General features: G+C 63.4%; 10 protein-coding genes. 2 read left to right on the top strand and 8 right to left on the bottom strand.

Annotated elements, in window-relative coordinates; all coding sequences use genetic code 11:
* Nucleotides 1-81: 81 nt before the first annotated feature.
* Nucleotides 82-1584: a sodium/proton antiporter NhaB gene (gene nhaB / locus AC07XM_RS29810; RefSeq protein ID WP_102690184.1), complete on the bottom strand. Its 1503-nt coding sequence runs from the start codon at nucleotides 1582-1584 to the stop codon at nucleotides 82-84.
* Nucleotides 1585-1734: 150 nt separating this feature from the next.
* Between nhaB and AC07XM_RS29805 the strand changes: the two genes are divergently transcribed.
* Both AC07XM_RS29805 and nudC read left to right on the top strand, forming a co-directional pair.
* Nucleotides 1735-2547 (top strand): crotonase/enoyl-CoA hydratase family protein, encoded by an 813-nt coding sequence (locus AC07XM_RS29805; RefSeq protein ID WP_095115622.1) that lies wholly within the window; start codon nucleotides 1735-1737, stop codon nucleotides 2545-2547.
* Nucleotides 2548-2584: 37 nt separating this feature from the next.
* Nucleotides 2585-3415: an NAD(+) diphosphatase gene (nudC, locus tag AC07XM_RS29800; protein WP_016488137.1), complete on the top strand. Its 831-nt coding sequence runs from the start codon at nucleotides 2585-2587 to the stop codon at nucleotides 3413-3415.
* On the opposite strand, the gene AC07XM_RS29795 is transcribed toward nudC, so the two are convergent.
* From AC07XM_RS29795 to purB, 7 genes are all read right to left on the bottom strand, one after another.
* Nucleotides 3383-4162 carry a TSUP family transporter gene (locus AC07XM_RS29795; RefSeq protein ID WP_024717416.1) on the bottom strand — a complete coding sequence of 260 codons (780 nt, stop codon included), beginning with the start codon at nucleotides 4160-4162 and terminating at the stop codon, nucleotides 3383-3385. The genes nudC and AC07XM_RS29795 overlap by 33 nt on opposite strands.
* A gap of 201 nt (nucleotides 4163-4363) precedes the next feature.
* Nucleotides 4364-5194, bottom strand: coding sequence for an alpha/beta fold hydrolase (locus tag AC07XM_RS29790; protein ID WP_016488135.1), 831 nt, complete (start codon nucleotides 5192-5194; stop codon nucleotides 4364-4366).
* Between the two features lie 80 nt (nucleotides 5195-5274).
* Nucleotides 5275-6564, bottom strand: a complete 1290-nt coding sequence (locus AC07XM_RS29785; RefSeq protein WP_016488134.1) for an NAD(P)/FAD-dependent oxidoreductase — start codon at nucleotides 6562-6564, stop codon at nucleotides 5275-5277.
* A 153-nt stretch (nucleotides 6565-6717) separates the two neighbouring features.
* The gene (locus tag AC07XM_RS29780) at nucleotides 6718-8679 is read right to left on the bottom strand and encodes a DNA topoisomerase III (protein ID WP_016488133.1); all 1962 of its coding nucleotides are present in this window, start codon (nucleotides 8677-8679) and stop codon (nucleotides 6718-6720) included.
* Nucleotides 8680-8880: 201 nt separating this feature from the next.
* On the bottom strand, nucleotides 8881-9309 hold the full coding sequence (locus tag AC07XM_RS29775) for a GNAT family N-acetyltransferase (protein WP_016488132.1): 429 nt from the start codon (nucleotides 9307-9309) through the stop codon (nucleotides 8881-8883).
* Nucleotides 9302-10468 carry a ribosomal protein uL16 3-hydroxylase gene (locus AC07XM_RS29770; RefSeq protein WP_016488131.1) on the bottom strand — a complete coding sequence of 389 codons (1167 nt, stop codon included), beginning with the start codon at nucleotides 10466-10468 and terminating at the stop codon, nucleotides 9302-9304. The genes AC07XM_RS29775 and AC07XM_RS29770 overlap by 8 nt, the downstream gene beginning before the upstream one ends.
* 81 nt (nucleotides 10469-10549) lie before the next feature.
* Nucleotides 10550-11920 carry an adenylosuccinate lyase gene (gene purB, locus AC07XM_RS29765; protein WP_024717417.1) on the bottom strand — a complete coding sequence of 457 codons (1371 nt, stop codon included), beginning with the start codon at nucleotides 11918-11920 and terminating at the stop codon, nucleotides 10550-10552.
* Nucleotides 11921-12050 lie beyond the last annotated feature (130 nt).

The raw sequence follows: 12050 nt of genomic DNA, 5'->3' as shown, positions 1-12050 counted from the left end.
CTTCGCAGCCCGTTCGCGACACAAGGCCGCTCCTACAAGAGACTGCATTAGCCGATCAGGTGGGGCCAGTGCAGGTTTACGTCACAGCCAGTAGGTCACCGCCCACCAACCCAGCCCACCCATCACCACGGTATAGGGCAAGGCCATCCACACCATCCGCCCATACGACAGCCGGATCAGCGGCGCAATCGCCGAGGTCAGCAGGAACAGGAACGCTGCCTGCCCATTCGGCGTTGCCACGCTGGGCAGGTTGGTGCCGGTGTTGATCGCCACCGCCAGCGTTTCGAAATGCTCGCGGCTCATGCCACCATTGAGAAACGCCTGCTTCACCTCAGTGATGTAGATGGTGGCGACGAACACGTTGTCGCTGATCGCCGACAGCAGGCCGTTGGCCAGGTACAGCATGCCCGGTTGCTGCTCGGCAGGCAGCGTCAGCACCCAACTGATCAATGGGCTGAACAGCTGCTGCTGATGAATGACCGCGACCACGGCGAAGAACACCACCAGCAACGAGGTGAACGGCATGGCATCCTGGAAGGCGCGGCCCAGCCGGTGTTCGTCGGTGATACCGGTAAACGCCGTGATCAGCACGATCACCATCAGGCCGATCAGGCCAACCTCGGCCACATGCAGGCCCAGGCAGACAATCAGGATCAGCGCCGCGAGCCCTTGTACCCACAGCGCGACGCGCTGTGCCTGGGTGCGTGCGGCGTCATCCTCTGCCGCATAGGCGGCCAGCACCTGACGCACTGGCTCGGGCATCAACGTGCCGTAGCCGAACAGGCGCAGTTTTTCCAGCAGTACGCAGGTCAGCAGGCCGGCACCCAGCACTGGCAGCGACACAGGTGCCACCTTGAAGAAGAATTCGGCGAAGTGCCAACCCATCTCGTGGCCGATCAGCAGGTTCTGCGGCTCGCCCACCAACGTGCACACCCCACCCAGGGCGGTGCCCACTGCGCCGTGCATCAGCAGGCTACGCAGGAAGGTCCGAAACTGGTCGAGGTCATCGCGGTGCAGGTGGCCGATCTGCTGGTCACCGTCCAGCGCGCTTTCCTCACGCGGGTTGGCGCCGGATGCTACGCGGTGGTACACCGCGTAGAAGCCGACCGCAGCGCTGATGATCACCGCCGTCACGGTCAATGCATCGAGAAACGCCGACAGAAACGCCGACAGCCCGCAGAACAGCAACGCCAGCATTGCCTTCGAGCGCACCCCGAGCAGAATGCGCGAAAACAGGAATAGCAGCAGCTCCTTCATGAAATGGATACCGGCGACCATGAACATCAGCAGCAGGATCACCGGGAAGTTGTGTTGCAGTTCTTCATACAGCGCCTGTGGCGTGGTCATCTGCAACAACAGGGCTTCGATCAGCAACAGGCCGCCGGGCATCAGCGGGTAGCATTTCAGCGCCATGCCCAGGGTGAAGATGAATTCGAGTACCAGCGCCCAGCCGGCTGCAACCGGGCCAACGGTTACCAGCAGCAGCGGGTTGACTACCAGGAACAGGCAGATGACCGCCTTGTACCAAAGTGGAGACTGGCCTAGAAACCCTCGAGCGAGGGTGCCTGTCAAAGAGCGTGACATGAATATGTATCCTTATAATTCATTGATGGCGCACGGTGCCGGATCGGCGCGCCATAGGCAAGGCGCGCAGTCCCGTTTTTGGCACAAGTGCGGTCACCGGGCTGGGTTAACATCCGCGCCATGAATCCTTCACCCGCAGGAGTGCCGCCCATGACCGAGTACAGTGCGTTCAAGGTTGAACTGACCGACAACATCGCCCACGTTCAGATCAATCGCCCGGAAAAGGTCAACGCGATGAACGCGGCCTTCTGGGAAGAGATCATCGCTATCTTCCAGTGGATCGACGACACCGATGCCGTGCGGGCGGTAGTGATCAGTGGTGCCGGCAAGCATTTTTCCGCAGGCATCGACCTCATGATGCTGGCCTCGCTGGCTGGGCAAATGGGCAAGGACGTGGGGCGCAATGCGCGCTTTCTGCGTAGCACCATCCAGCGCCTGCAAGCCTCGTTCACCGCCGTGGACAAATGCCGCAAGCCAGTGCTGGCGGCCGTGCAGGGCTACTGCATCGGCGGCGCCATCGACCTCATCTCGGCGTGCGACATGCGTTACTGCAGCAGCGACGCGCAGTTCTCGATCAAGGAAATCGACATGGGCATGGCCGCCGACGTCGGCACACTGCAACGTTTGCCACGTATCATTGGCGACGGCATCATGCGTGAGCTGGCCTTCACCGGTCGCAACGTTGCGGCCGACGAGGCCCTGCGCATCGGCCTGGTCAACCGGGTCTATGATGATCAGGCCGCACTGATGGACGGTGTCTTTGCCATCGCCCGCGAGATTGCTGCAAAATCACCGATCGCCGTGGCCGGCACCAAGGAAATGCTCAGCTACATGCGTGACCATCGCATTGACGATGGCCTGGACTACATCGCCACCTGGAACGCCGCGATGCTGCAGTCCGAAGACCTGCGCGTGGCCGTGGCGGCGCACATGAGCAAACAGAAACCGACGTTCGCCGACTGATCGGGCCGGGGGACGCGCAGTCAAGGAATCTCCCGACATGTCAGCACGCTGGACTACTGCAGTACTCGACCCGCAGATCACCGGGGGTGTGGCCGTGGCCCGCAGCCCGGAAGGGTTTCTGGTGGACGACAACGGCGCGCTGTTCCCCCGCGACTGGCTGAAGCGCCAGGACCTCGATGTGCTGTGCGAGCATGGCATCGGCCACTTTGACGGCCAGCCGGTATTTTTGCTGGAACTGCGCAGCGCCACCGATGTGCCCGGCTGCAGCTGGCGTGGGCTGCGTGCGTTCATGCTCGAAGGCGACTTCGACACCTACAAAGTACTGGGTTACGCCGCGCAGATCGGCACCTGGGCCCGCGAGCACCGTTTCTGCGGCAGCTGTGGCCAGGCGATGACACAAATTCACTGGGAGCGGGCGATGTACTGCCAGCCGTGCGACCTGCGCAGCTACCCGCGTATTTCGCCGAGCATGATCGTGCTGGTGACCCGTGGTGATGAAATCTTGCTGGCGCGCTCGCCGCGCTTCGTCACCGGTGTGTACAGCACCCTGGCGGGTTTTGCCGAGCCGGGTGAGTCGGCCGAAGACTGCCTGGTGCGCGAAGTGCGCGAGGAAGTGGCCGTGGACGTGCAGAATATCCAGTACGTCGGCAGCCAGTGCTGGCCGTTCCCGCATTCCATGATGCTGGGTTTCCATGCCGAATATGCCGGGGGCGAGATAGTCATGCAGCCGGACGAGATCGAGGATGCCCAGTGGTTCAGCGTCCACGACCTGCCGCCGCTGCCGGCCGGGCGGTCCATTGCCCGGTACCTGATCGATCTGTATGTGGCCAGGCGTTTAGGCTTGCCCGAACCAGTGCTGCCACGCTAGGCGCACAGTCAGTGCCAGCACCACGGTGATGAACACCGGGCGGATGAATTTGCTGCCGCCGCTGATCGCCGTGCGTGCGCCGAAGAAGGCGCCCACCATGACCGACAGGCCCATGCACAGGCCGACGATGTAATCCACCTGCCCGGAAATGACGAACACCGTCAGCGCCGCGATGTTGCTGACGAAGTTCATGCTGCGCGCCACCCCGCTGGCGCGGACCAGGTCGATGGGGTACAGCAGCAGGGTGCTGACCGTCCAGAACGCTCCGGTGCCTGGCCCTGCGACGCCGTCGTAGAAGCCCAGGGTGAAGCCTTGCGGTACCTGCCACTTCTTCTTGATGGGTGCATCGGCATCCAGCGGGGCCTTGGGTGTGCCGCCGAACAGCAGGTAGATGCCACAGGCGAACACGATTACCGGCAGCATCTTGTTCAGCCATTCGGCTGGCATGTAGTGGGCGATGACCGCGCCGAGCAACGCCCCGGTCAAGGTGGCGAACAACGCCGGGCGCCACTGCGCCGGGTGGAACAGTTTGCGCTTGTAGTAGGTGAAACCTGCGGTGGCCGAACCGAAGGTGGAACTGAGTTTGTTGGTGCCCAGCACCAGGTGCGGTGGCATGCCGGCGGTGAGCAGGGCCGGGGTGGTGAGCAGGCCCCCGCCACCGGCGATGGCATCGATGAAACCGGCGACGAAGGCGACCAGGGCCAGAATCAGCAGGGTTAAGGGTTCTACGGTGAGTTCGAAGGGCATGGGGGTCTTGGCAGGCAGGGAGGCAAGGTGCGGCAAAAGGCCGCGCTAGAAGGGTGACATGGTAATCCTGGGAGGGGTGTGTTGCCAGTGGCGGCCTCTTCGCGGGTAAACCCGCTCCCACAGGTTCAGCGTCGAACCTGTGGAAGCGCTGTACCTGTGGGAGCGGGTTTACCCGCGAAAGGGCCGTTACAGGTGATCACATCAGCTACGGATAAACGCCAGCAAATCCGCATTGATCACATCGGCATGGGTAGTCGGCATGCCATGCGGGTAACCTTCGTAGGTTTTCAACGTGCCATTGGGCAGCAGCTTCGCCGAAAGCACCCCAGAGTTTTCATACGGCACGATCTGGTCATCGTCCCCATGCATCACCAGTACCGGCTGGTTTATGCCTTTGAGGTCTTCGGTGAAATCGGTCTGGGAAAACGCCACGATGCCATCGTAATGGGCCTTGGCGCTGCCGATCATGCCCTGGCGCCACCAGTTGGCGATGATGCCCTCGCTGGCTTCGACACCGGGGCGGTTGTAGCCGTAGAACGGCCCGGCCGGTACATCCCGGTAAAACTGCGCACGGTTGTTGGCGACCTGGGCCTGGAAGTCATCGAACACCGACTTGGGCAGGCCGCCAGGGTTGTCGGGCGTTTGCACCATCAGTGGCGGCACGGCGGCGATCAGCACCGCTTTGGCCACCTTGTCCTGAGGGTAGCGGGCCATGTAACGCACCACCTCGCCACCGCCGGTGGAGTGGCCGACATGCACGGCGCCCTGGACACCCAGGTGGGCAACCACGGCTGCCACATCATCGGCGTAGTGGTCCATGTCGTGGCCGTCCCATACCTGGCTGGAACGGCCATGACCACGCCGGTCATGGGCTACAACGCGGTAGCCCTGGGCGAGAAAGAACAGCATCTGGGCATCCCAGTCATCTGCGCTCAGCGGCCAGCCGTGGTGGAAGTGAATGACCGGGGCGTCGCGTGGGCCCCAGTCCTTGTAGAAAATCTGCACGCCGTCCTTCGTGGTTACATGGCTCATGATCGTGTCTCCTGTCTGCAGGAACCGAAGGGAGCTATTGAGAATAGGAGAGATTCCGGCGCAGCAAGCGCCGGTCGTCTTCAGACAGTGTCGCGCAGTCTGTACCAGGCTTTGGCGGCGGCTTCCAGCGGTGCTGCGAGCAGGTCCCCGCCGGGGAACCGGCCATTGTCGATGCCTTGGTACAACGCCAACAGGTCGTCGTCACCGAGGATGGCATCGCTGACCGCTCGCGCCGCGGCCAGGGTAGGCAGTATGCCGTGGCCGGAGAAACCCTGCAGCCAATAGCGCTGGTCTTCGCGGCCGACGTCAGGGGTGCGCCGGGTGCTGCAATCGATATGGCCGCCCCAGGCATAGTCAATGGCTACCCCGGCCAGTTGCGGGAACACCCGCTCCAGGTAAGGGCGCGTGGCGCTGGCGACGTCCTTGGGAATGCCGCCCAGGTAAGTGCAGCCGCCACCGAACAGCAGGCGGTGGTCCGGGGTGAGGCGCAAGTAGTCGGGTACGAACTGGTTGTCGATCACGCAGCTGTTGCGCGGCAGCAGTGAGCGGGCGAAGTCGGCGTCCAGTGGTGCGGTGGCGACCTGGTAGGAACCGACTGGCAACAGGCGCCGCGACAGGCCGGGGTCGAGGCGGTCGATGTAGGCGTTGCAGGCCAGCACCAACACCTGGCAGCGCACTTCGCCGTTGTCTGTGCGGGCAACATAGCCGTTGCCGGCCTTTTGATAACTGAGTACCCGGCTTTGTTCGTAGATGTGCCCACCACCCGCTTCGAGGGTGCTGGCCAGACCTTGGGCCAGCTTCAGCGGGTTGAGGTGGGCGCCTTTGGCGTCGTAGAGCGCAGCCTGGTAACGCGGGCTGTCGATCCATTGCGGCAGCTCGTCGCGGCTGATCAGGCGCAGGGCGTCGTAGCCCCATTTGCTTTCGGCATCGTGCAGGGCTTCTTCAAGCATTTTCACCCGGCGCGGCAGCACGGCGGTCCACAGGCTGCCCAGCCTGTAGTCGATATCGAAACCATGGCGCTGGGGCAGCTCGCGCAGTTCGTCGGCGGCCCAGCACATGCTCGCCCACAGGCGCTGGGTACGTTCCAGGCCCAGGGCTTTTTCCAGTGGCGGCATGTCGCAGGACCAGCCCAGCAGCGCCTGGCCGCCATTGCGCCCGGAGGCAGCCCAGGCCACGCGGCTGGCCTCCAGCAATGTGACGCGCTTGCCGGCCTGGGTCAGGCGCAGGGCGGTATGCAGGCCACTGAAGCCGGCGCCGATGATCAGCACATCAGTGTCGTGGAGGCCTTGCAGGGTAGGGCGCAGCGGAATGTTGGCGGGGTAGGTCTGGGCGTAGTAGCTGGCGACGTGCTGGGCGGATTGTTTGAACATGCAGAAGCCTCGTGAAAATTATTGTGATTATTTTCATGAAAACTTAGCAGGGAAATTTCATAGCGCCAATGTGTCAGGCAGGGTTTAGTCGTTTGCCTGTTATTAATGTGCTGCCTGAGCAGGCCCTATCGCCGGCAAGCCAGTGCAGAAGTTTCAGGTTGTCGCCTTTTTCCGGGGCTGGCGCGGCTTGCCCGCTGCCGACTTGCTTCCGGCCGCTTTGCTTTTTCCACTGCCACCGCGACGCTTCTTCTTCCAGGGCGGTGCTGCCCCGGCTGCCGGCCCGCTGATGGTCATGCGCATGCCGCTGCAACGTTCCACCAGTTTGCCCATCCACGCCGACTGCCGGGCCACGAATTCTTCCAGGCTCATCTCGCCGCTTTGCACCATGTCCAGCGCCTGCTCCCAGATCGCCGTAGTGCCAGGGTCGGCGATGGCGCGGGGTACGGCATCGATCAGGCTGAAGGCCGCGGGTGTGGCCGCGAGCGCCTTGCCGTTCTTCACCAGGTAGCCGCGGTCGAGCAAGCCCTGGATGATGCTGGCGCGGGTGGCCTCGGTGCCGATGCCGGTGGTTTCCTTGAGCTTCTGCTTAAGGCGCGGGTCGTCCACCAGCTTGGCCACGTTTTTCATGGCCTTGATCAGGTCGCCTTCAGTGAACGGCTTGGGCGGCTGGGTCCACAGGTCTTTCAGTTGCAGGCCTTGCACGGTGCAGTCCTGGCCTTCGCGCAGCACGGGCAGCACCTGGGCCGGCGGTGCTTCGCGGCCTTTTGCCGGGGTCAGCGCCTCGGGCAGGGCGCGGCGCCAACCCGGTTCGACGATCTGCTTGCCCACTGCGCGCAAGGCATGGCCGGCACAGTCGAAGTCGGCCTGGGTGCGGTCGTACTCATGATTGGGCAGGAACTGGGCCAGGTAGCGGGCGCGGATAAGCGTGTACACCGCCTTGTGCTTGGCCGGCAGGCGTGAGGGGTCGCTGGCGGCGGCGGTGGGGATGATGCCGTGGTGGGCGCTGACCTTGGCGTCGTTCCATGCCCGCGAGCGGCGTTGGGGCTCCAGGTAGGGCTGTAGCGGCGCCAGGCTGGCATCGGCCCGTTGCAGGGCAGCCAGGATGGCGGGGGCCTCGGCGTGCTGGCTTTGTGGCAGGTAGCCGCAATCGCTGCGCGGGTAGGTGATCAGCTTGTGGGTCTCGTACAGGGCCTGAGCGATGTCGAGGGTTTCCTGGGCGCCCAGGCCGAACTTTTTCGAGCACAGCTCCTGCAGGGTGCCGAGGTCGAAGGGCAGGGGCGCGGCTTCACGCATGCGCTCGGTGGTCACCTTGACGGCCCGGGCCGTACCGGCATTACCGATGGCGGTAGCAGCCTGTTGCGCCAAACCCTGGTTCAGGCAGCGGCCCTGATCGTCGCAGGCATCTTCGGGTGCACGCCATTGGGCGTTGAAACGTTGGCCTGCGTGTTCAAGCTGTACGTCGATGGCCCAGAACGGCACCGGCACGAAGTCGGCAATGCTGCGGTCGCGGTCGACCACCAGGCGCAAGGTGGGTGTTTGCACCCGCCCCACCGGCAGCACGCCCTGGTAGCCGGATTGGCGGCCAAGCAGGGTGAACAGCCGGCTCATGTTCATGCCGATGAGCCAGTCGGCGCGGGAGCGGCCCAGCGCCGAGTGGTACAGGTTGAACGTTTCGTGGCCTGGCAGCAGGCGCGCCAGGGCCTTGCGGATGGAGGTGTCATCCAGCGCCGACAGCCAAAGGCGCTGCACCGGGCCGCGGTAGCGGCAATGCTCGACCAGCTCGCGGGCGATCATTTCGCCTTCGCGGTCGGCATCGGTGGCAATTATCAGCTCCCGGGCTTCGCCGAGCAGGCGCTTCACCGCCTTGAACTGGCTGGCGGTTTTGGGCTTGACCAGCATCTTCCACGTGTCCGGGATGATCGGCAGGTCGGCCAGGTTCCAGCGCTTGTAGCGTTCGTCGTAGCTGTCGGGCGGGGCGGTTTCCAGCAGATGGCCGATGCACCAGGTTACGCAGACATCGGTACCTTGCCAGCAGCCGTCGCCCTTGCGAGTGGCGCCAAGCACTTTGGCGATGTCTTTTGCCTGTGAGGGTTTTTCGCAGAGGAACAGGCGCATGGCCGGGAACGCTTCATCGGGGGTGATGGGCACTAGGATGCGCAAGCGGGGGCGCGGAGGCAAGTTTTATCTGGATGGATGTACAGGTTTTTGTCAGGGGAAGTATCTTGGGCCTGTTCCGGCCCTTTCCCGGTTGAACCCGCTGCCACAAGGGCCCCCACAATTTGCAGATGTATGGGGCCCCTGTGGGCTGGTCATGGATCAGGCGTGCGAGTCGCGCACCATGTCCACGTGCGGGATGCCGGCTTCGAGGAATTCCTCGCTGACCACGCGAAAGCCCAGCCGCTCGTAGAACGGGGTGGCGTGCACCTGGGCGCTGAGCGTCTGCTGCTTCAGGTCGCGGTTCTGTGCTTCGACGATGACCGCATTGACCAACGCATCGCCAACCTTCAGGCCCCGCCAGTCCTTGAGCACGGAGATGCGACCGATGGTGCCGTCAGCCAGCAGGCGCGCGGTACCAATCGGATAGTCGCCTTCCTGGGCCAGGAAGTGGACGGCGTCCTGATCTTCCGAATCGAACTCCAGCTCTGGTGGAATGTGCTGCTCGGCGACGAACACCGCTTCACGGATACGGCGGATGTCGGCGTTGTCTTTGTGCCAGTCGGCAAGGCGAACGCTGATCTTATTCATTGGCGAATCCCAGGCTTCCTTGTTTGACCAGCTGCTGTACAAGCATAAGGCCATCTTCATCCTGCAGCCACTCGGCGAGGTTGTCGACATGCAGGGCATCGGCCGCGCACACCAGCTTCAGCAGCTCGCGCAGTTTGCCTGGCAGTGGGCAGCTACGGCCGCTGGCGAACAGCAGCAAGTCGTCTTCGAACTCTGACCAGGCCATGCGGGCGCTCGGGTTGCGGATCAGGATGGCGCCTTGCTCGAGGGCGTCGACCAGCTCCTGCTCGCTCAGCTCTTCGCCAACGATCTGTTCGGGGTAACGCGGCTCGGTCATGAACTGGCCGAACCAGGTCAGCAGCAGGTCCTTGTCGCCCATGTGCTTGTCGAGCAGGGCCTTGAGGCGGTCGAGGGCGTCGTGCTGGATCTGGTGTGGGTCGCTGACCGGCTGGGCGTCGGCGTCACTGTAGCGTTCTTCGTCCGGCAGGAACTGGCCCAGGAAATCGGTGAAGTGGGTCAGTACTTCGGCGGCGCTTGGCGCGCGGAAGCCGACCGAGTAGGTCAGGCAGTCGTCCACGGCTACACCGTAGTGGGCCAGGCGTGGCGGCAGGTAGAGCATGTCACCTGGTTCCAGGGTCCATTCGCCGCTCTGCTCGAAGTCGGCAAGGATACGCAGGTCGGCGTGCTCCAGCAGCGGGCTGTCGCTGCTGCACATCTGGCCGATCTTCCAGTTGCGCTGGCCGTGGCCCTGCAGCAGGAACACGTCGTAATTGTCGAAGTGCGGGCCAACGCTGCCACCGGGGGCGGCGAAGCTGATCATCACATCGTCGATACGCCAGCTGGGCAGGAAGCGGAAGTTTTCCAGCAGTTCGGCCACTTCCGGGACGAACTGGTCCACGGCCTGTACCAGCAGGGTCCAGTCCTTTTCCGGCAGCTCGGCGAAGGTGTCTTCATTGAACGGGCCGCGGCGCAGCTCCCACGGGTGTGCACCGTGTTCAAGCACGATACGCGACTCGACTTCCTCTTCCAGGGCCAGGCCAGCCAGTTCGTCGGGGTCGATCGGGCTGATGAAGTCCGGGAAGGCCTGGCGCACCAGCAGGGGCTTCTTCTGCCAGTAGTCGCGCATGAATTCGCGGGCCGAGATGCCGCCGAGCAGCTGCAGTGGAGTATCAGGATTCATGTTCAACCTATTGAAAAAACGTAGTTTTCGTCCGGGAATAAAAACGCCCGGCCAGGCCGGGCGTTGTATGCGACGGTCAGCTTAGATGCGTTTGGCCTGGGCTGCCGCGTTACCGATGTAGGTAGCGGGGGTCAGCTGCTTGAGCTCGGCCTTGGCTTCGGCTGGCATGTCGAGGCCGTCGATGAAGGTGAGCAGCGCGTCCGGGGTGATGCCCTTGCCACGGGTCAGCTCTTTGAGCTTCTCGTAGGGGTTTTCGATGTTGAAGCGGCGCATCACGGTCTGGATCGGCTCGGCCAGCACTTCCCAGCAGGCGTCCAGGTCGGCGGCGATGCGGGCTTCGTTGACTTCCAGCTTGCCGATGCCTTTCAGGCTGGCTTCGTAGGCAATGACGCTGTGGGCAAAGCCCACGCCCAGGTTGCGCAGCACGGTGGAGTCGGTCAGGTCGCGCTGCCAGCGCGAGATCGGCAGCTTGCTGGCCAGGTGCTGGAACAACGCATTGGCGATACCCAGGTTGCCTTCGGAGTTTTCGAAGTCGATCGGGTTGACCTTGTGCGGCATGGTCGAGGAGCCGATTTCGCCGGCAACGGTCTTCTGCTTGAAGTAGCCCAGCGAGATGTAGCCCCACACATCACGGTCGAAGTCGATCAGGATGGTGTTGAAGCGGGCGATGGCGTCGAACAGCTCGGCGATGTAGTCGTGCGGCTCGATCTGGGTGGTGTACGGGTTGAACTGCAGGCCCAGCTCGTCTTCGATGAAGGCGCGGGCGTTCTCTTCCCAGTCGATCTGCGAGTAGGCCGACAGGTGGGCGTTGTAGTTGCCCACGGCGCCGTTGATCTTGCCCAGCAGTGGTACGGCAGCGACCTGGGCGATCTGGCGCTCCAGGCGATACACGACGTTGGCCAGCTCTTTACCCAGGGTAGTCGGCGAAGCCGGCTGGCCGTGGGTGCGCGACAGCATTGGCACGGCGGCGTGTGTGTGGGCCAGGGTGCGGATGGCGTCGGCGATCTGACGCATCAGTGGCAGCAGCACGTCGTCACGGCCGGCGCGCAGCATCAGCGCGTGGGACAGGTTGTTGATGTCTTCGCTGGTGCAGGCGAAGTGGATGAACTCGCTGACCTTGGCCAGCTCAGGCAGCTTGGCAGCCTGCTCCTTGAGGAGGTATTCGATCGCCTTGACGTCGTGGTTGGTGGTGCGCTCGATTTCCTTGACGCGCTCGGCGTGCTCAAGTTTGAAATCGGTGGCCAGGTTGTCCAGCAGGGCATTGGCTTCGGCGGTGAACGCCGGCACTTCGCCGATCTGCGGGTGGGCGGCCAGGCGCTGCAGCCAGCGCACTTCGACCAGGGCGCGGAAACGGATCAGGCCGAATTCGCTGAAAATGGGGCGCAAGGCCTGGGTTTTGCCGGCATAACGGCCGTCTACAGGGGAAACCGCAGTGAGCGAAGAGAGCTGCATGGGGTGTTCTCGGACAGTCAGGCTTTTGGAGGGCGCATATCATACATGAAAAATACGCCGAGGTCGGGTGGCTGACCAAAGGTCGGGCCTATTTGATGCTGGTGGCAAACCCTGTGGGAGCGGGGGGGGG

The organism is Pseudomonas sp. GW460-LB5 (assembly GCF_059423245.1).
This window is presented reverse-complemented; position numbering and strand designations above follow the sequence as displayed.

Coding starts and splice junctions, on each gene's coding strand:
- nhaB (WP_102690184.1), bottom strand. CDS start 1,584: ATGTCACGCTCTTTGACAGGCACCCTCGCTCGAGGGTTTCTAGGCCAG.
- AC07XM_RS29805 (WP_095115622.1), top strand. CDS start 1,735: ATGACCGAGTACAGTGCGTTCAAGGTTGAACTGACCGACAACATCGCC.
- nudC (WP_016488137.1), top strand. CDS start 2,585: ATGTCAGCACGCTGGACTACTGCAGTACTCGACCCGCAGATCACCGGG.
- AC07XM_RS29795 (WP_024717416.1), bottom strand. CDS start 4,162: ATGCCCTTCGAACTCACCGTAGAACCCTTAACCCTGCTGATTCTGGCC.
- AC07XM_RS29790 (WP_016488135.1), bottom strand. CDS start 5,194: ATGAGCCATGTAACCACGAAGGACGGCGTGCAGATTTTCTACAAGGAC.
- AC07XM_RS29785 (WP_016488134.1), bottom strand. CDS start 6,564: ATGTTCAAACAATCCGCCCAGCACGTCGCCAGCTACTACGCCCAGACC.
- AC07XM_RS29780 (WP_016488133.1), bottom strand. CDS start 8,679: ATGCGCCTGTTCCTCTGCGAAAAACCCTCACAGGCAAAAGACATCGCC.
- AC07XM_RS29775 (WP_016488132.1), bottom strand. CDS start 9,309: ATGAATAAGATCAGCGTTCGCCTTGCCGACTGGCACAAAGACAACGCC.
- AC07XM_RS29770 (WP_016488131.1), bottom strand. CDS start 10,468: ATGAATCCTGATACTCCACTGCAGCTGCTCGGCGGCATCTCGGCCCGC.
- purB (WP_024717417.1), bottom strand. CDS start 11,920: ATGCAGCTCTCTTCGCTCACTGCGGTTTCCCCTGTAGACGGCCGTTAT.